The organism is Chitinophaga sp. W2I13, from assembly GCF_050434005.1.
In the GTDB taxonomy this organism is placed as follows: Bacteria; Bacteroidota; Bacteroidia; order Chitinophagales; family Chitinophagaceae; genus Chitinophaga.
In genome coordinates, this window is the sequence record NZ_JBNPWD010000001.1 from 6,861,351 (window position 1) to 6,879,933 (window position 18,583).

The 18,583-nt window shown below is 47.3% G+C and carries 14 protein-coding genes; 7 read left to right on the plus strand and 7 right to left on the minus strand.

Annotation, left to right across the window (positions count from 1 at the left end; all coding sequences use genetic code 11):
* Positions 1 to 12: 12 nt before the first annotated feature.
* Both QFZ48_RS28120 and QFZ48_RS28125 read right to left on the minus strand, forming a co-directional pair.
* A complete protein-coding gene (locus QFZ48_RS28120) occupies positions 13 to 969 on the minus strand; it encodes an ion channel (protein ID WP_429047661.1) in 957 nt (318 codons plus the stop codon).
* 361 nt (positions 970 to 1,330) lie between these two features.
* Positions 1,331 to 2,038 carry a DsbA family oxidoreductase gene (locus tag QFZ48_RS28125; RefSeq protein WP_429064787.1) on the minus strand — a complete coding sequence of 236 codons (708 nt, stop codon included), beginning with the start codon at positions 2,036 to 2,038 and terminating at the stop codon, positions 1,331 to 1,333.
* 99 nt (positions 2,039 to 2,137) lie between these two features.
* Between QFZ48_RS28125 and QFZ48_RS28130 the strand changes: the two genes are divergently transcribed.
* Positions 2,138 to 2,530, plus strand: a complete 393-nt coding sequence (locus tag QFZ48_RS28130) for a winged helix-turn-helix transcriptional regulator (RefSeq protein ID WP_429064788.1) — start codon at positions 2,138 to 2,140, stop codon at positions 2,528 to 2,530.
* Between the two features lie 33 nt (positions 2,531 to 2,563).
* Here the strand turns inward: QFZ48_RS28130 and QFZ48_RS28135 are convergent, their stop codons facing one another.
* Positions 2,564 to 3,490 carry an NADP-dependent oxidoreductase gene (locus QFZ48_RS28135; protein ID WP_429047653.1) on the minus strand — a complete coding sequence of 309 codons (927 nt, stop codon included), beginning with the start codon at positions 3,488 to 3,490 and terminating at the stop codon, positions 2,564 to 2,566.
* 96 nt (positions 3,491 to 3,586) lie between these two features.
* Between QFZ48_RS28135 and QFZ48_RS28140 the strand changes: the two genes are divergently transcribed.
* The 4 genes from QFZ48_RS28140 to QFZ48_RS28155 all read left to right on the plus strand — a co-directional run bounded on the left by QFZ48_RS28140 (position 3,587) and on the right by QFZ48_RS28155 (position 7,968).
* A complete protein-coding gene (locus tag QFZ48_RS28140; protein ID WP_429047652.1) occupies positions 3,587 to 4,918 on the plus strand; it encodes a DEAD/DEAH box helicase in 1,332 nt (443 codons plus the stop codon).
* A gap of 352 nt (positions 4,919 to 5,270) precedes the next feature.
* A complete protein-coding gene (locus QFZ48_RS28145; protein ID WP_370910302.1) occupies positions 5,271 to 5,828 on the plus strand; it encodes an RNA polymerase sigma factor in 558 nt (185 codons plus the stop codon).
* A gap of 36 nt (positions 5,829 to 5,864) precedes the next feature.
* Positions 5,865 to 6,959, plus strand: coding sequence for a FecR family protein (locus tag QFZ48_RS28150; protein WP_429047649.1), 1,095 nt, complete (start codon positions 5,865 to 5,867; stop codon positions 6,957 to 6,959).
* Between the two features lie 25 nt (positions 6,960 to 6,984).
* A complete protein-coding gene (locus tag QFZ48_RS28155) occupies positions 6,985 to 7,968 on the plus strand; it encodes a hypothetical protein (protein WP_429064790.1) in 984 nt (327 codons plus the stop codon).
* 64 nt (positions 7,969 to 8,032) lie between these two features.
* Here QFZ48_RS28155 and QFZ48_RS28160 read toward each other — a convergent pair whose 3' ends face one another.
* Positions 8,033 to 8,920, minus strand: a complete 888-nt coding sequence (locus QFZ48_RS28160) for a LysR substrate-binding domain-containing protein (protein WP_429064792.1) — start codon at positions 8,918 to 8,920, stop codon at positions 8,033 to 8,035.
* Positions 8,921 to 9,037: 117 nt separating this feature from the next.
* Here QFZ48_RS28160 and QFZ48_RS28165 point away from each other — a divergent pair, with 117 nt between their 5' ends.
* The gene (locus QFZ48_RS28165; protein ID WP_429064794.1) at positions 9,038 to 10,285 is read left to right on the plus strand and encodes an MFS transporter; all 1,248 of its coding nucleotides are present in this window, start codon (positions 9,038 to 9,040) and stop codon (positions 10,283 to 10,285) included.
* A gap of 46 nt (positions 10,286 to 10,331) precedes the next feature.
* Here the strand turns inward: QFZ48_RS28165 and QFZ48_RS28170 are convergent, their stop codons facing one another.
* Together QFZ48_RS28170 and QFZ48_RS28175 are read right to left on the minus strand one after the other, a co-directional pair.
* A complete protein-coding gene (locus QFZ48_RS28170) occupies positions 10,332 to 12,767 on the minus strand; it encodes a TonB-dependent siderophore receptor (RefSeq protein WP_429047643.1) in 2,436 nt (811 codons plus the stop codon).
* A gap of 90 nt (positions 12,768 to 12,857) precedes the next feature.
* Entirely contained in the window at positions 12,858 to 13,841 is a 984-nt protein-coding gene (locus tag QFZ48_RS28175) for a glycoside hydrolase family 43 protein (protein ID WP_429064796.1), read from the minus strand.
* 363 nt (positions 13,842 to 14,204) lie between these two features.
* Between QFZ48_RS28175 and QFZ48_RS28180 the strand changes: the two genes are divergently transcribed.
* On the plus strand, positions 14,205 to 17,168 hold the full coding sequence (locus QFZ48_RS28180; protein ID WP_429064798.1) for an AsmA-like C-terminal region-containing protein: 2,964 nt from the start codon (positions 14,205 to 14,207) through the stop codon (positions 17,166 to 17,168).
* On the opposite strand, the gene QFZ48_RS28185 is transcribed toward QFZ48_RS28180, so the two are convergent.
* The gene (locus tag QFZ48_RS28185; RefSeq protein ID WP_429064800.1) at positions 17,165 to 18,487 is read right to left on the minus strand and encodes a cytochrome P460 family protein; all 1,323 of its coding nucleotides are present in this window, start codon (positions 18,485 to 18,487) and stop codon (positions 17,165 to 17,167) included. The genes QFZ48_RS28180 and QFZ48_RS28185 overlap by 4 nt on opposite strands.
* Positions 18,488 to 18,583 lie beyond the last annotated feature (96 nt).

Below are 18,583 nucleotides of genomic sequence, written 5' to 3' on the forward strand. Positions count from 1 at the left end.
TCCGGGTACAAACTATTTCAATTCTTTTGTTTTATTCAGGTGGTGCAGCTCCAGCACAGTTGTTTTCCCGTTATCACTTTCCCGGTACATCGGTATAAATTTCCTGTTATAAATAATTTCCTGGTAGGTGTAAGACGTGCGTTGCAATACCGTATTGGAATACACATCATTAAAGCCTCTTACCGTTACATAAATTTCCGCATCGGCCACTTCCATATCCTGTGCCGTAAACCCGAGGAAGGGGCTGTTTTCGTCGATAGGATGCACCACGGTCCAGTTCATCGACAGTGTTTCAATTTTGCTTCGTTCCAGGGCAAGGTTATAAAACTTGTATACGGCCTCCCCGTTTTCCTGCACCTGGACACCCGCTGTTACCAGCACTTCCACGTTGGTGAGGGTATGATTTTCTTTGTAAGAAGCGAAGCGGAACATCAGGGCTGTTTTATCCTTGTAAGGAGCAATCAGCGCATGATCGCTGAACAACAGGTGTGCCCGTGGCTTTGAAAACCGGCCATAGATAAGACCTGTAGCAACTGCGAAAGAGAGGAAGCCTGTCATTGCTTCAATGGCAGCTACAAAGTTGATGCCGTCGCCCACCGGGTTAACACGGCCATATCCTACCGTAGTAAAGGTTTCTGTACTGAAAAAGAATACTTCTTTAAACCTTTCCCAGCTGGTTTTACCGATGATCCCCTGAAATCCTTCCGTGCCTATCCACCAGTAAATACCGGTATACAGGAGGTTAATGGAGAAATAAAAAAGCAGGATCACCAGGGCAAACTGCCAGGCGGGTACACTTAATAAAGCATGGTAAATATTAAAACGTTGCATAAACGAACGGCCTTCCCGGCGGATGTTAAAGCTTCCGTCGCGGTTAATAAACCGGCCGCCATAGCCATTTGCATTCGTACCAAAGCCGGTGTCGTCGTTTTGCCTGGAAAAAGGGTTGATTCTTTTCAGAAGCGCCATAAATGGATATTTGAGGTGTAAAGCTAAGAAGAAATGCGAGGATAATAATGAATCAGGATGATCGTGTTTGGGTGGGGTTAACAGTTGGAAAGTAAAAAATTGATTTCTTGCAGAAAAGGAACGTAATGGCACTAAATTTAAAGATAAACTTTAACGATTGTTATGAAACGGAAATACTAAGCTCACTAAACCAGGTTATTAAAACCAGGGAGCAAGCGCATATCTTTATGACAATATTGAAGTGTTTATAACTAAATCAATAAATAGAAATGGCGCAGAAGATTAATCCTGCGCCATTTCTATTTATTACAGTCACCCGTCTATAAAAATTGACCAGCCAATTACCTTATAAAAAATCAAACTATTGACAATCTCCTTCCGGTGTACAAACCTGGCCTGATAAAGTATCCAGTGCTGTTACCGGCTGTGTGCTTTTCCATTCTGCAAACGCCTGTTCCAGTGTTTGTGTGAAAGCTTCTACCGGTTGTGCGCCTGACACGCCGTATTTGCGGTCCAGTACAAAAAACGGAACACCCCGGATGCCCAGTTGCTGCGCTTCGCTCACATCCCTGTTCACGGCGGCGGCCATTTCTGATGTTTCCAGTACAGCCTCCACAGTAGCTTTATCCAATCCGATTTCCAGGCCAAGTTCCAGCAGGGTGGCATGGTCGCTCACATCTTTACCTTCCGTAAAATAGGCGTAAAACAGGCGTTCTTCTGCTGCATCGCCGAGGCCTTGTTGCTTCGCCAGCTGAATAAGGCGGTGGGCATCAAAAGAATTGGCGATAACTGCTTTATCAAAATTATAGGTAAGACCCGCTTCACGGGCGGTACCTGCCAGTTGTTCGTGTACGGTTAACGACCATTCGCGCGACTGCCCCTTCATTTCTGCTACATAGTCATATACATCTTTTCCCGGCTGCGATTTGAGGGAAGGGTTCAGCTGGAAGCTTTTCCATTCCACCGTGATGTTGTCTTTCCCCGGAAATTTCTCCAGTGCTGCTTCAAATCTCCGCTTGCCGATGTAGCAAAACGGACACATGATATCGGACCATATTTCTACTTTCATTAATTTAAATTTAAGTTCCACCAACAAAGTTAATATATTTGCTATCAGAAAGTAACCAGTTTCCTTAAAGTAAGTGCTTTACAAAAGGTAACCAACTGTATGCAGATGAAAACAGAAGAACTCACGATAAATTGTGGCAGACCGGAGGCGGAAAGCAGTGCTCATACCGATTGCCATAAAGTGATTATGCCGGTAAGGGACGCGCTGGATGTGATCAGCGGAAAATGGAAACTGCCCATTATCATCGCTGTTTCCCGGGGTCATAAACGTTTCCGGGATATAGAGCGCAGCATTCCTAAAATAACGTCGAAGGTGCTTTCCAAAGAGCTGAAAGACCTGGAAACGCATAAGCTGGTGAAGCGAACTGTGTACGATACACAGCCTGTATCGGTAGAATATACCCTAACGCCTTATGCGGCTACACTGGACAGTGTGATCATTGCCCTGCAGAAATGGGGCATTCAGCACCGGAAAAAAATACTCGGCAAATAATACCATCAGCCGGAGGATGACCCCGGCTGACGTTTATTCTTCCGCTATCTTCAGTACTATTTTTCCCCTTCCGCTACCACCATTTTTACTGTATTCCTGTGCTTCAGCGGCGGCCGACAGGGAATGAAATACTTTGCGGACGTAAGGCCGGATCAATCCTTTATCCAGCAATTGATGCACCTCCTTCATGGAAGCGAGTGTTTTGGTGCCTCCCCACAGCGCGCGGACGCCTGCCGCAGCCACCTTTTCCGCATCAGGCATTTGCACGATACACAATAATACGCCTTCGGGTTTAAGCACCGCCAGCGATCTTTCCGTGGTATCTCCGCCAACAGTGTCAAATACAATATCTACCGGCGCTACCTGGTTTTCAAAAGGCGCAGCCTTATAATCAATCACTTCATTGGCGCCCAGCGAGGTAACGAAATCCAGATTCTCTGCACTGGCCGTGGCAATTACATATGCGCCTGCATTATAGGCCATTTGTACGGCGAAATGCCCCACTCCGCCTGCGCCGGCATGAATAAGAATGCGTTGTCCCTTTACAAGGCCTGCCACATCAAACATTGCGCCCCAGGCCGTTCTGGCGCCCGCCATGGTAGCTGCTTCCTCAAATGATATGCCGGGTGGCTTACGGAATAAACCTTCGCCCTGCGCAATGGCATAAGCGGCATAGGAGCCATCTACAGAACCATATACCTCATCGCCTATTTTTTTCCCGAAAACGCTTTCGCCTACTGCAGTAATAATACCGGAAGCTTCCACTCCAGGGATGTAAGGCAAGGGATGTTTCATAAATCCTTCTCTTATTTTCCAGTCAATCGGGTTTACACCGCTGGCTACCACTTTGATCAGCACCTGGTCTTCTGCCGGCACCGGAACGGGCACCTCCTGCAGTTGCAACTGCTCAGGGCCTCCATATGCTTGAACACTAATAGCCGGTATGTGGAGGTTTTTCATAGCTTTTTTTATGCTAATGTATTGAAATAAGAATTACAAAGGGCAAATCCATAATTGGTAATTCTTTACCTTTGCAGTTCATATTATAGTAGTATCATGACTTTTGGTGATTTAAACCTGAATACCCCATTATTAAACGCGATAGACGAATTAGGTTATAAAAGACCTACCACCATACAACAGCGCGCCTTTTCCGTTATCATGTCCGGACAGGATGTGTGCGGGATTGCGCAAACAGGTACCGGTAAAACTTTCGCTTACCTGTTGCCCACATTACGGCAGTTTAAATTTTCGAAAGAAAAATATCCCACTGTACTGATCATTGTACCTACCCGGGAACTGGTAGTACAGGTGGTGGAATCCGTTAAAAAGCTCACTACCTACATGAATGTATCAGTGCTGGGCATTTATGGCGGCGTGAATATGAATCCTCAGATGGAGGCGGTGCAGGACAAACTGGATATTCTCGTGGCTACCCCCGGGCGCCTGTACGACGTTATCCTTAGCGGCGCCTTGAAAGTGAAACTGGTAAAGCGTCTTATTATTGATGAGGTAGATGAAATGCTGAACCTCGGTTTCCGGACCCAGTTAAGAAATATCATGGACCTGTTGCCTCCAAAACGGCAGAACCTTATGTTTTCCGCTACCATTACGGAAGACGTGGAGAAAATGATTGAAACGCATTTTAATAACCCGGTAAGAATAGAAGCAGCGCCTACCGGTACCCCACTGGAAAACATCGACCAGATCGTATACAGGGTTCCCAACTTTTATACAAAGGTGAACCTCCTGGAAATGCTGATCACGGACGATAAAACCATGACCAAAACCCTCATTTTCGCCGCCACCAAACAACTGGCGGATGATCTGCATGAGCAACTGGAGAAGGAATTCCCCGGCCAGGTAGGCATTATTCACTCCAACAAGGAACAGAATCACCGTTTTAATACTGTCCGTAAATTTCAGCAGAACGAATACCGTTTCCTGATTGCTACAGACATCATTGCCCGCGGACTGGATATTGCAGAGGTAACGCATGTGATCAACTTTGATACGCCGGAAGTACCGGAAAACTATATTCATCGTATAGGCAGAACCGGTAGAGCTGATAAGAAAGGAATTTCTATCCTGTTTACCAAAGACGCAGAAACAGAAGACCTGGCGCGGATAGAAAGCCTGATGAATTATGCCATTCCCGTGCAGCCATTACCGGACGACCTGGTAATTTCTGATGTATTAACGGAAGATGAAAAACCGAAGGTACATATGCGGAATACGCTGGTAAAGGCGCCCAAGCGGGAAGACGTAGGCCCTGCTTTTCACCAGAAGCTGGCTAAAAATATGAAGACCAACAAAAAGGTGACCCACAAAGAAAAGATGATGCTGAAATATGGCAAACCCAAGAAAAGGGGCGCCAAAAAGAAATAGTAAAGGCGGGTTATTTTGTGCAAACTGCACAGAATAACTCCGTTTTCCTCCTCCTGCTCCCCTGCCTATTCCTGTTTCAAACACCTGAGACAGCTTCCGGAAATGACGGAATAACAATTCATTAACAAACTTTACTTCTAATTAAAAATCCGCCCATACCCCCTGATCGAATATATTCTGTAGTGTGCATGTTATTGTATCAAAATCAGTTGTCTTACGGGTGGTTTTTCCTCATTGCTTAAAATAGCCATGCTGTTTCCTGCCCTGTCTGACGTATTTCCTAACCGCGTATCAGTAACCATTTGACAACAGCAGCCGTTGCCAGGCCTGCGATTATCAACTAAATCCCAGCATGAGTGCATCTATCAACGATATTGAATTGCTTGCACAACTGAAATCGGGCAGTGTTTCCGCTTTCCAGTATTTTTATGAGAGCTACCGTCAATGGTTGTATATGACTGCATACACAATACTCAGAAACGAAACCGAGGCCCAGGAGCTGGTCCAGGACTTTTTTGTCGACTTCTGGCAAAAGGACCTGAGCGCGCGGATAGACCTGAGCGCCACCGGTTCTCTCAAAAACTTTCTCTTTGTCAGCGTACGTAACCGCTGTTTGAATAAAATTGCCAAAGATGCCACCAGGAACAAAAGGTTAAAGGAAATCATGCTGCCTGAAACCTACACGATTCCTCCAAGCAGGCTGGAAAACAACGAGCTGAAAGAGCAGCTGGAAACCGCCATCAGTCAGCTTCCGGAACGCCAGTCGATGGCATTCCGGCTGGCTTACCAGGAACATAAAACGCGAAAAGAAATAGCAGCCTTCATGGACACCACTGAAGAAACTGTAAAAAAACAGGTAGCCAACGCGCTGAAAACTTTAAGGGCATCCTTAAAAAAAATCCTTTTTTAATACCCCGCCAGATCAAATAAACGGTTAATAGTGTACATGAACAGCGCAGAAGAAATATACAGGCTAATGACGGAAAAGCTTGCGGGAAGAATTTCCGCAGCAGATGACCAATTGCTGGAAGAACTTATCGAAGAAGACGAAGTAGTAAGGGAGAAGTGGGAACAGCTTTCCATGATGCAGATCCCAGCCCCTCCTGCCCCGTGGCTGGAAGTGATTGACTTTAAGCAGAAAAAGCCGCTGTACCGCACCATACTTCCCTGGGCAGCCGCAGCAGTGGTAATGGCCCTTGTAGCATTTTCGGCCTGGAAATGGGACTTTTTCGCCTCTCCCAAACCAGCGCCGGTGGCCACCATCAATAAAGATGTGCTGCTGGAAATCACCGGCCAGCCCACCATCAACCTGACCCAATCAGCCGGCAACGTAACTATTGGCGGTAAAACGATTCCCAATAAAAACAATACCCTTTATCTCAACGCATCAGACGACCTGCCACAAGGCATTCACTCATTGATAGTACCGCACGGCAAAAGCTATGAAGTAGCCCTCCCGGATGGTTCCGTAATTACGCTCAATGCTGCTACCACCATGGATTTCCCGGCTACCTTTAAGGGGGCCGACAGGGAAATTACCCTGAACGGGGAAGCATACCTGAATATCGCGAAGCGCGCCGGTAAACCTTTCCTCGTACATCTTCCCAACAGCACCGTGGAAGTACTGGGTACCAGCTTTAATATCAACAGCTACGACAGTGGCATGGTGAAAGTATCCCTGGTAGACGGAAAAGTGCGGATGAAAGCCGGTAAAAAAACCGTTACCATGAAACCCGGACAGCAGGCTATCTTCAACAAAGAGGCCGCTACCCTGGATACACAACCTTTTAACGCTACTGTAGAACTGGGCTGGCAGAAAGGGCTTTACTGTTTTTCTGATACCCACCTGGATGAAATATGTAATGCCATCTTCCGGTGGTACGGTGTTCGCGCTACCCTGGATCATCCTGACCTTGCCAGCAGAACCTTCACCGGTTTGCTGGATAAAAATACACCGATAGGCTTCCTCCTGGAAGGTATAAAAGCCACTACAAATACCGATTATTATTTTACCGCGGATAGTACATTGCATTTCAAATAACAGGCAATATCAAAGGAAATTAACCATGAGTCAACCGAAAACCAAGTACCTGCTGATCAATCCTGGGAAAAGAGTTTGCACCACTTACGAACAGGTTCCCGGCTACCTGCAGTCGCAACTGATCCCTAATGCCAAATGCTTTGCCGATATTGATGAAAACGGGGTGATCATGGATCAGGAGATAGCGCTCAATGAACTATCTGTCCACTACGCCCTGGTTCATCTGAAACAGGGCGTGGAACTTACCACGGTAGCGCCGGACAACGCCTGTCTGCCTGTTTGTATTTCCGGTTTTGCTGAAAATGCGGCGGCTTTTCCCATGAAGATGAAACCGGGCAAAAAGGAAATGAATACACGGGAAGGCGCCACCCACACCACCACCCTGATCACAGAAAAGGAATTTACGATCAACTTTCATGTAAATCTGCACCTGCCGGCGGCGAAACACCTGGTCACCGAATTTCCCCTTTTCAAGGTGTTGAATCTGAAAGAACCGGCTGCAGACAAACAGCCCGTTAAAAAAGCTCCTTATCATCTTAATGAAGTCAACTACCAGATCATGCACCGGATCCGCAGCTTCAAAGCAGTGGGCGAAACGGCAGACGTTTTCTTCCGGCGTAATGCCATCGACTTTTACGCTACCTATCTCCGTTACCTGCAAGGCCCTCCCTCGCTGATGCTGATGGAACACTACCGCGAAAAGCTGCGGGAAATAGCCAATTATATTATTCATCATCCGGCGGAAGCGACCTGCAAGGAAGCGCTCTGCGACCGGTTTAGCGTGGCGTCCGAATTCCTGGAAGCGCCATTTGAACAGGAATTCCTCATCACTGTGGAAGAACTGATCCTGCAGGAAAAAATGGCCTTTGTATTTAAAATGCTTATTGAAACCGACCGTACACTCACGCATATTGCCAGTCTCACCCAATACAGCGGATGGGAAGAACTGTCAGATGTATTTGAAAAATATTATAAATGCAATATCGCAGAACTGCGAACCGCACAATAACCCCTTACCTGTGGTCACCCGGCGGCAGCACTTATGTTGCTGCTGAGTGCCATATGGCGCCGCCTTACTTCCCTGTGGGCGGCAACTCCTTCAGTAATTCCTTTATAAACAGATCTGCCGCTTTTTTGTGATACGTTTCTTTTTGCCAGATGATATACGCCCGGCGTTGTAACTCCTTTCCTTCAATAGGAATGGCCACCAGGTTTTTCCATCCCAGCAAGGCCCTTTCGTTAAGTAGCGTAGCCCAATGTCCTTTCTCCACCAATGATAAAATAGAATGCACATCATTCATTTCAATCTTCACCGAAGGCTGAATTTTATTCTTCTGTAATACTTCGTCCAGCGAATCACGGGCGCTGAAACCCCGCGAGGCAAAGATCAAATCCATACCATTTAAACTTTGCAGGTTGATCTTTTTTAATCCTGCCAGCTTGTTCTTTTTAGACACTGCCACTACAATCCGGGAACGGAACAGCTCCCGCGTTTCCAGGTCTTTGTAAAACGCATCCTGGTGAAAAGCCAGTACCAGGTCCAGTTCAGAGGCTCTTAATTTATTTTCCAGCTGTTCAGTAGTGCCATACTCCACGAATATTTTGATGCCGGGATATTTTACCGGGAAAGTTGCCAGCGCCGGCAACAGGAACGAGGTAAAGGCATATGTAACGCCTATACGTAATTCGCCACTCAGCATATTCTGCAAATCCTGGATCGCCTGTTTACCTTTCTCCACGTCGAGCAGGATTTGCCGGGCATGCAGCAGGAAAACCCCGCCTGCCTCTGTGAGGTGAACATGCTTGCCGATCCGGTCGAACAATAACATGCCCAGTTCATTTTCCAGCTGCTTGATCTGTTGCGATAAAGTAGACTGGGTAATGTACAGCGCCGCTGCCGCTTCTGTAAAATGCACCATTTCTGCGGCCTTCACGAAATACATCAGTTGACGGAGTTCCATGCACTAATCGTTTTTATCAATCAATATCATTAAAACAATCTATTTAACAAATATACTTCACTTACCGAAATTTGCACCAGTTCAATAACGGATCAATACCCTAAATATGATTTCTAAATGGATGCTTTTCGTGCTTTAAAATCCCGGAATTTCCGGTTATTCTTCTACGGACAATCAGTTTCACTCATAGGTACCTGGATGCAGAAAACAGCCGTATGCTGGCTGGTATATCGCCTCACCAACTCGGCAGTGCTGCTGGGGGTAGTGAGTTTTGTAAGCTTAATTCCTTCCCTGCTCCTGTCGCCATACGCCGGCAGTTATATCGATCGCCACAACCGTTACCGGATCCTGATGATCACCCAGATCATTTCCATGCTGCAGGCAGGCGCATTGGCGCTCATGATCCTGTTGCGTTACTATAATATTCCGGGCATCATCTTATTATCGCTGATACAAGGCGTTATCAACGCCTTTGATGTTACCTGCCGGCAATCGCTGATGGTGGAAATGGTAGAAAAAAGGGAAGACCTCCCCAACGCCATTGCGCTGAATTCCACGATGTCTAATTTTGCCCGCATCGCAGGGCCTGCGCTGGCAGGGTTTATCCTGAGTACTTTCGGGGAAGATATCTGCTTTGTCAGCAACTTCCTGAGCTATGTGCCGGTGCTGATCTCTTTATGGATGATGAAAATTATCCTGCCGCCGGTTCTCCGGTCGGACCGGAGCATATGGGCCGAACTAAAAGAGGGTTTTCATTATATCGCCGGTGATAAAGACTTATCGTCGCTCCTGCTCATGCTTTCAGCCAGCAGCCTGTTTGTGATTCCCTTCAATACCCTGATGCCGGTATTTGCCAAAGACATTTTCAATGGCGACGCCAAAACATTCAGCTGGTTTGAAAGTGCTGCTGGTCTTGGGTCTATTGCCGCAGCCATTTACATGGCCAAACTAAAGCCGGGAAAGGATCTTGTAAAGCTCCTCATTACTGCCAGTCTTATTTTTTCGCTCAGCGTACTATTGTTGTCGCTGTCGGGCTGGTTGCCGCTGGCACTGGTATTTATGGCGCTTTCCGGTGTGGGTATGATGGCGCAAACCGCGTCTATTAATACTTACATTCAAACACACGCTATTCCCACCATGCGCGCAAGGGCTATCAGTTATTATATCATGGCTTTTCAGGGCATTATCCCCGTGGGCAGTTTGCTCACCGGGCTGCTGGCGCATTTTATAGGTCCGCGGTTAACGGTATTTGTAGCAGGTTTGGCGGGCGCCGTGACTACAGTGGTATTTGTTTATTATCGTAAAAAACTACGCTTTCACCACTACGAAATACAAGGGGATCGTCGTGCTGGTGTGGCAGCATAACTGAAAACGCCCGGGCTGTGAGGATACACCGCCCAGGCTTCTTTTATTAAAATTTAAACGACAAACTTCCGGTAAAGCTTCTCAGCTTCTGTGGGTTTACAGTAGTATAGCCAATCCAGTAATGCTTATCAGTAATGTTATCCATTTTAACCGCTACGCGGAAACGGGGTTGATCATAGAAGATACTACCATTTAACACGGTGTACGATGGCAGTATAAAAGTACCGACTGTTCTGTCGTTCACTATTTTATTGTCGCTGGCATAATTGCCGCCAAAACCAAAACCAAGACCGTCGGCTACGCCGGCGGATATACGATAACTGAGCCACAGGTTAGCCACAGACGGCGCGCCGGCAGTACCCGGACGCATTCCTTCCACCTCTTTAGCGGCGGCCTCATATTTGGAATCATTATAAGCAAAACCGGCCACAATGTTAAAGCCCTGGAAAGGATTGGCAATTACTTCTGCCTCAAATCCTTTACTCACCTGCGTTCCATCCTGTACAGAGAAATTGGGGTTCGCCATATCCGGACGGAGTACGTCTTTTACTTTGATATTATAGTAACTGAGCGTACTGTTAATACGGCCATTCAACAACTGTAATTTCACACCTCCTTCCAGCTGGTTGGCCTGCTCCGGCTTAAACGCTTTCCCCGCAGCACTGGTGCCAGCCTGGTTGGTAAACCCGTTCTGATAATTACCGAATATGGAGATCCTGTCCTTTAAAGGCTCATACACGATACCCAGTTTTGGAGAGAAAGCGGTTTGGTTGTAGCCACCTTCATAAATACCTTTTACATCATTGTAACTGCCCTTGTTATCAAAATAATCCACGCGGAGGGCGGCCATGATCATCAGGTTATCGGTCAGGTTCAACAAATCCGATACATAGGCACTGTAAGTATTGGTAAGGTTCCGGATAGGAAAGGTAAATGCCAAACCGTGATTATTGTACAATGTATCCAGGTTACGGCGATTGAAATTGGAATAGGTGGGGATATCGCCGTGAGAAGGAATGGTATCATAGGTACCGCCACCAAAGAACTGGTCGGCATTATGATGGAAATAATCCAATCCGCCAACGAAACGGTTTCTCAGGCTGCCGATGTTAAAATCTCCATTAAAGTTTTGTTGTATTTCCAGGATACGATCCCTGCTGTTATCGGTAAACTGGTCGTTACGCGAAATATAGTTACTTCCTTTGGCGCCGGCTACCCCGGTAGCTGCGGCGTCAGACAGGAGATAAAAATAGGGAGAAGGACCATCTGAAAAGCTGTTGGTAGAGCTGATGTTGGTGCTCATGGACCACTGGTCAGACAATTTATACTTCATTTGCCCGAAAATATTGGTATTACGGGAAGTCTGGTACAGGTCATTCTTTGCATAGGCACGTTTGTAATCTATCTTCAGCTCATCGGCGCGGTTAGTGCCCAGATCAGCCATGGGTTGCATATACGGGAAGAAAAACACACCCAAACCGGTATTCTGTCCCGTGGAATATTCTGCATCGAAGAGGAAAGACAGACGGTCGTTGACCCTATAGGATAAACTTGGCGCGAAGGAGAAATTTTTGTTAAAGCCATAATCCTGCCAGCTGCCTTCGTAATTATAGGCCGTATTGATTCTCAGTAATACGTCCTTTTCCTTGTCCAGCGGCGTATTTACGTCGGCGCTTACGCGGTTAAAACCGTAACTGCCCATTGCGTAGGTAACATCTCCGCCGAAATGATCGTAAGGTTTTTTGGTAACGCGGTTAATGAGGCCGCCGTAGGAAGTAAGACTGTTACCAAACAAGGTGGCAGACGGTCCTTTGATGACTTCCACCTGCTCCAGGTTATAGGCATCAATTTTAGCGGTCACATTACCAGCCAGGCCATTGCGCAATTTACTCTGGGTGATAAACCCGCGGAGGTTATAATAACCGCCACCATCGCCGCCTCTGCCCGTGGCGTCCCACATACGGGTAAGACCCGGTGCATTTTTCAGGGCATCATCCACTGAAAATACCACCTGCTGCTGTAACAGTTCTTTCGTGATGGTGCTGTATACCTGCGGGTTTTCCAGGTTTTTCAGCGGCATTTTTGCCACATCGTAGCTGGAGGTTTTGATGAGTTTATTATGGTTACCGGTTACCACTACTTCTTTCAGGGCTTTGCTGGTAACGGCCAGCTGCAACCTGATGGTAGTGGTTTTCCCGGCATTTACCACTACCTGTTCCTCTATGGGGGTGTACCCCATCAGCGTTACGGTGAGGTGATAACTGCCCGGTTTTATGCGGTTAAACACGAAAGATCCATCCGTTTCCGATATTGCGGTTTCATTCGTTTCCTGCAAGAGGATGACTACATCACTGGCAGGCTTACCATCTGTGGTGATCACTTTTCCCCTGATGGTACCAGCATTCTCCTCTTCTGCCCGCAGGCACACTGGTGAAAAAAGGAGTACGATAAATAAAAAAACTAAGCCGGTTTGCCTGATCATATTTTGCTTTTTTTGATGGTGCAAAATTGGAGCAGGCAAGACCGGCAATGTAATCGTATCCGGAATTTTATTTACGCAATAGGGAAATGTTTAGCGGATCACCGCTTTGGTAACGCCTTCGCGGGTGATTTTCACCGGTTTGATATAACCGTCTTTATCAAAATACATCCGGTCAATACAGGTTTCACGGGAATTAGCCGCTTTTTCGGTTAATGGACGGCGGTGGTACACTATATACCAGCGGTTTTCCTCCGGAATACCGATAACAGAGTGATGACCTGCGCCAGTGGCGATGGTGGCGTCCTGTTCCAGGATTTTGCCGATCCTTTTGAACGGGCCCATCGGGGAATCAGCAATGGCGTAGGCCACGCTGTAGTCGGGGCCTGTCCAGCCGCCTTCAGACCACATAAAGTAGTACTTCCCATCTTTTTTGAACATGGTAGGTCCTTCCACGTATTTTTCGGGAGTGATTTCTTTAAAGGTAGTACCGTCTGCAAAGGGAATGAAGCCGGTTAAATCGGGTTTCAGCTGTGCAATATTACAATGTCCCCATCCGCCGTAGATCAGGTAATACTTCCCGTCGCTGTCGTGAAATACATACTGGTCGATGGGTTGCGCCTTATTAATGATCTTATCCACCAGTGGTTTGCCGAGATAGTCTTTAAACGGACCGGCAGGATTGTCGGCCACCGCCACGCCAATGCCGCCTGTTTCCTCGTTGTTCTGTATGTCGTTGGCGCCAAAGAACAGGTAATACTTATTCGCTACTTCTATAATGGACGGCGCCCATACGGCGCGTTTGGCCCACTTCACCGAAGCGGTATCCAGGATATGCGGGTGTTTTGTCCAGTTAACCAGGTCGGGCGACGAGAAAGCGTCGAAGAACACCTGTTTTTCGTAAGCGGCAGAATAGGTAGGATAAATCCAGTATTCCTTACCAAATACCACTCCTTCCGGATCGGCGTACCAGCCCGGGAATACGGGGTTTCCGGATAACTTGTCCAGCTTTTTCTGCTGAGCCATTGTAACATGCGTACTTCCTGCGAGCAACAACAGGGCTATCAATCTTTTCATGTAACCAGATTTTATGAATCGTTAAAAATAATAAAAATCGCTGGCCGTTCTTAAGAGATGAAAAATATCTGCTATATTTTTTCATAATTTTATCGTTCAGAAAGGCATTTACATGAAGCGGGGAAAAAAAGTAATCAGGCTATTCCTGATCATCACAGGCGTTTTTTTGTTGGTGATGACAATAGCCGGCGGTATCTTATACAGTCAACAGGAGCGGCTCACGCAGATGGCGGTGAAGGAAATGAATACCGAAAGCAGTTTGCGGGGGAGCTGGTCATCACAAAAAGTAGTATTTCTCCATTCAGCAACTTCCCATATATTTCTATTGCCCTGCACGACGTTCGTTTTTTTGCAGATAAAAAAATGCAGGGACAGCCACTGTACCAGGTAGAACGCCTGTACGTGGGCTTCAGCTTACCAGATATCCTCCGGCAGCGCTACAATGCCCGCATTATTGTGCTGGCCAACGGCCGCGTGCATGTGGCCCGTTATGCTAACGGCGATGTGGATCTGATCAAAGCCCACGAATTCAAAAGTACCGGCCCCGCTGCGCCGGCCGACTCCAGCGAGGACCTGAGCCTGGACCTGAAGAAAATAATCCTGAAAAATATTGACGTCAGCTATTTAGACGGCATGTCCGGCCTGAAAGTGAACACCCATATAGATAGGATAAAAACAGCTTTCGCGATGGACTCCGCCCGTATTGCCATCGATATGGACAGTAAGCTGGAAATAGACATCACCGGGAAGTCCGATACCACGCTCTTCCGGCACAAACAGCTGAACTTTAAACTGGCGGCTGTTTATGACAAGCAGCAAAAACAACTGACCCTGCCTCCCGGCACTATCCGGCTGGAACAGGCCTCACTGCAACTGCAGGGAGTGGTCAGCGAACATTTTGTGGACCTGAAAGTGAAAGGCGATAAACCGGATCTGAACCTCCTGCTGGCCATGGTGCCGGCAAACGTGGCTGTGATGCTGGATAAATACCGTCATGATGGCCGCGTCTTTTTCGATGGCATTATCAAAGGCGCTATCGGCAAAGGCATCATGCCTTTAATGGAATTTAATTTTGGCTGCGAAAATGTATGGTTCCAGAATAAGAAGATCGACCGGAAAGTAGACCAGCTCGGCTTCAAAGGGTTTTATACCAATGGCGCCGCACATAACCTGCAAACATCCGAACTGCATATCCTGAACTTCAATGCCAAACCGGGAAGCGGCATATTCAAAGGTAACTTCGTGATGAAAAATTTCACCGATCCGCAAATCCTGATGCAGTTATATTCTGAGCTGAACCTGCGCTTCGTGGGCGAGTTCCTCGGCATCAAAGACCTTGAACAGATCAGCGGTGAAATCAAGCTGAATATGAATTTCCGGGAAATAGTGGATATGCGCATACCGGAAGAAAGTTTAGCTAAACTGAAAGACGGCGTACAAAGTGAGCTCACTGTTAAAAACCTTGAATTCCGTATTCCCGGCTATCACCTGCCGGTACGCAATATGAATGTGCATGCGCAAATTCGGCAGGGGCGGCTGCAGCTGGATTCCATTGCTTTTCGTATAGGCAGCTCCGATATACTGGCGCAGGGCGCTGTCAGTGACGTACCGGCGCTGTTTCACCAGCAGGATAAACCGGTAGCAGTAAATTTCAGCGCTTCCAGCAAGCGTTTGCAGCTGGGAGAATTATACAAATTTGATTCTACCCATCCCATTTTATCCAAAGAAGTAATTACCGGGTTTAATATCGGCCTTGCGTTTGAAACGTCGGTAAAAGAATTACTGCATCCCAATCCTTTGCCCAAAGGCACCTTCAAGGTAGAAAAGCTGTACGCCAAGTTCCAGCAGTACCCGCACGCCCTGCATGATTTTAACGCGGCAGTGATGATCAACGACACCAGCCTGCGGGTGTCTAACTTTAGCGGAAATATCGACAGCACCAGCTTTGCACTCAAAGGAAGGTTAAATAACTATCTCATCTGGTTTGATAAAATTAAAAAAGGAAACACGGAAGTGGCATTCGATTTTAAGTCGGACCGCCTGGCCGTAAATGACCTTATAAGTGAACGTGGACACAAATTTATTCCGCAGGGATATTGGTATGAAGAAGCCAACAACGTTTGGCTGCGGAGTAAAATGAGCATAAAATACGATACTGTTTTTAAACGGATAGATGCCCGCATCGCCAATATTTCCGGCACATTGAAACAACATCCTATCAAAGTGGAAAATGTGACCGGGCGTATACGGTACGGCAATAACCGCTTTATTGTGGTAGATACGCTTACCGGTAAAGTAGGTCGCACCGATTTCAACCTGAACATGCGCTATGCTACCGGCAAAAGCAAACGTCAGTTAAAACGCAGCAATTACTTCCGGTTCAAATCTGACATGCTGGATATTGATGAACTGATGAACTATGATTTCAGCGACCATCCCGTGGCAGGCGCTGCACCCGCGCGGCGCACCACAGTAAAGGAAAACGACTCGCTGCATGCCACCGGCTTCAACGTATTCAATATTCCTTTTTCAGAATTTGAAACACAGGTGGATGTAAAGAAGATCAAATACAAAAAGCTGTGGCTGAAAAATGTGCTTGCGAATATTCATATGCGGGAAGACCAGAAAATAAAGGTAGACACCATTGCCATGAATATTGCCGGCGGACATATTGCCATGCGTGGCATGTTCAACGCAGCTGATCCTAAGAAACTGTATTTCCGCAGCGGCATCTATCTCAAAAACGTGGACATCTCCAAACTGCTCATCAAGTTCGACAACTTCGGACAGGATTTTGTGCTCAACAACAACCTGAAAGGTATACTGAGCGGTAATATCAAAAGCTATGTGCGAATGCATCCCGATCTTACGCCGGTGCTGAGTGAAACGGAATCGCAGATGGATATTGAAATCACCAATGGCACCCTGCTGGATTTTGGTCCTATGCAAGCCATGGCCGGTTACTTTAAAGATAAGAACCTCCGCATGGTACGCTTTGATACCCTGCGCAATAAGCTAACCCTGAAAAACGGCACACTCGTTATTCCAAATATGAACATCAATTCTTCGCTCGGCTATATTGAGGTTTCGGGCAACCAGTCGCTGGACATGAGTATGAACTATTACCTCCGCATCCCGATGAAAATGGTGACCCAGGTAGGCTTCCAGGCGCTTTTTGGCCGGAAGCAGGAAGAGGTGAACGTGGACCAGGTGGATGAAATTGAATACCGGGATAAAGATAAAAAGGTGCGTTTTATGAACATCAACATTTCCGGTACCCCTGATAAATACAAGATAGCCCTTAAAAAAGCAAAGAAAACTTCTTAGGGCATTACAGATGCCCGCTGGCGGGTAATGTAGGCGATCCTGCTTTTTATTTCCTCTTCACTGGTTTTGTCGGCCACCAGGTTTTTACCGTTATATTTTTTATATAACGGCGAGATGTTACCCGGCTGGAACTGCACCTGTTCTACAGATGCCACGATACCTGGAATGACTGCGCCAAACCAATGATCGTCCGGTTGCTGTTTCCAGGTGACCAATGTAAGCAGGGCATCTGCCGGATAAGTGGCCGCTCCTTTCCTTGCACTGGCTACTGCCCGTTCGTTGCCATACAGGGTACTCATGGTCTGATCTTTCTGAATACCGCTGGTGATCACCTTCCATTCATTCAGCTTCAGGCCCAGCGTATCAGGCAGTGAAGCAACAGTGTGCTGCGTAGGCGCAGTGAACACAAAATCGTTGTTGCGCATAGGTTGGTGGCAGTTAACACATTCCATGGTGAACATAGCATTTTTACCATAGGGCTTCAGCGCGGTTCCTTTCCAGCGCGCCCATCCCCAGCCTTTGGTGGAAGCATATTTATGGCTGTCTTTGATCATAAATTCTACCTGTTTAAACTCCCCCGGGGTAATGTTCCCGGCGGCATCAGGAAGTTCATCCCAGGCTATTTTTGCGAAGGCAGTACCGTCGGGCCAGGGATTGGTCTGGTGTTCCCGGATGGCCTTCACGGCGATGTCATTCCCGGTAATGACCCGCATGGTGCCGTTGTCCAGTCGCTGGGTGCTGCTGATGGCTTCCCAGTTCTTATACTCCGGCATATAGGCGATGCCGTTAGGTACGGGCATTACTTTTACAACAGGGCTGTCCGGATGCCAGGCGGCGTATTGAAGGTTGGCGGCGGCGGTTTTATTACGGTCTGGCTTCAGGGGAGCAAGTTGTGTGGCCAGGTAGTTTTTCAGGATGCTGATCTCATCATTTGTAAGGCGTGCAGCGGGATGGAGGGCCGTGTACTGCGACAGTGGCATTACATTGAACTGCATCTGGTTCAGGGATTCAAACAGTTTTCCTTTTTGCTGGTCTTTCGGTATACTGTCCCAGTTGGAGAAATTAAGCACCCGCCGGCCTTCCGTGATATGACCGGCCACCAGCCAGATAGCAGGTGAAATCTGGTCGAACCAGGCCAGGTGCGTTTCATTTGAGTGGCAGTCGTAGCAGGCCTTCCGCAACACAGCGCTGACTTCCGGCGGAACATCCGGTTCGCCTGTAACGGGTGGATGGGTAATACGCGGCCGGATAAACTGTACGGCGATAAAACAGCCAATCGCCACCAGCAGTATTACTTTCCATTGTTTATACCGTTTCATAAGGTCGACATTTATATTTATGGCAAAGTAAATTCCCTTGTTCACCGTAACTAATATTTTTAGGTGAACCGGGCAAATGGGGGTGTGAACCAGGAT

What these genes read in the sequence shown, in the direction of transcription:
- QFZ48_RS28145 (WP_370910302.1), top strand. Translation starts at nt 5,271, where the DNA reads ATGAGTGCATCTATCAACGATATTGAATTGCTTGCACAACTGAAATCG.
- QFZ48_RS28170 (WP_429047643.1), bottom strand. Translation starts at nt 12,767, where the DNA reads ATGATCAGGCAAACCGGCTTAGTTTTTTTATTTATCGTACTCCTTTTT.
- QFZ48_RS28165 (WP_429064794.1), top strand. Translation starts at nt 9,038, where the DNA reads ATGGATGCTTTTCGTGCTTTAAAATCCCGGAATTTCCGGTTATTCTTC.
- QFZ48_RS28180 (WP_429064798.1), top strand. Translation starts at nt 14,205, where the DNA reads ATGCAGGGACAGCCACTGTACCAGGTAGAACGCCTGTACGTGGGCTTC.
- QFZ48_RS28175 (WP_429064796.1), bottom strand. Translation starts at nt 13,841, where the DNA reads ATGAAAAGATTGATAGCCCTGTTGTTGCTCGCAGGAAGTACGCATGTT.
- QFZ48_RS28135 (WP_429047653.1), bottom strand. Translation starts at nt 3,490, where the DNA reads ATGAAAAACCTCCACATACCGGCTATTAGTGTTCAAGCATATGGAGGC.
- QFZ48_RS28185 (WP_429064800.1), bottom strand. Translation starts at nt 18,487, where the DNA reads ATGAAACGGTATAAACAATGGAAAGTAATACTGCTGGTGGCGATTGGC.
- QFZ48_RS28140 (WP_429047652.1), top strand. Translation starts at nt 3,587, where the DNA reads ATGACTTTTGGTGATTTAAACCTGAATACCCCATTATTAAACGCGATA.
- QFZ48_RS28150 (WP_429047649.1), top strand. Translation starts at nt 5,865, where the DNA reads ATGAACAGCGCAGAAGAAATATACAGGCTAATGACGGAAAAGCTTGCG.
- QFZ48_RS28125 (WP_429064787.1), bottom strand. Translation starts at nt 2,038, where the DNA reads ATGAAAGTAGAAATATGGTCCGATATCATGTGTCCGTTTTGCTACATC.
- QFZ48_RS28155 (WP_429064790.1), top strand. Translation starts at nt 6,985, where the DNA reads ATGAGTCAACCGAAAACCAAGTACCTGCTGATCAATCCTGGGAAAAGA.
- QFZ48_RS28160 (WP_429064792.1), bottom strand. Translation starts at nt 8,920, where the DNA reads ATGGAACTCCGTCAACTGATGTATTTCGTGAAGGCCGCAGAAATGGTG.
- QFZ48_RS28120 (WP_429047661.1), bottom strand. Translation starts at nt 969, where the DNA reads ATGGCGCTTCTGAAAAGAATCAACCCTTTTTCCAGGCAAAACGACGAC.
- QFZ48_RS28130 (WP_429064788.1), top strand. Translation starts at nt 2,138, where the DNA reads ATGCAGATGAAAACAGAAGAACTCACGATAAATTGTGGCAGACCGGAG.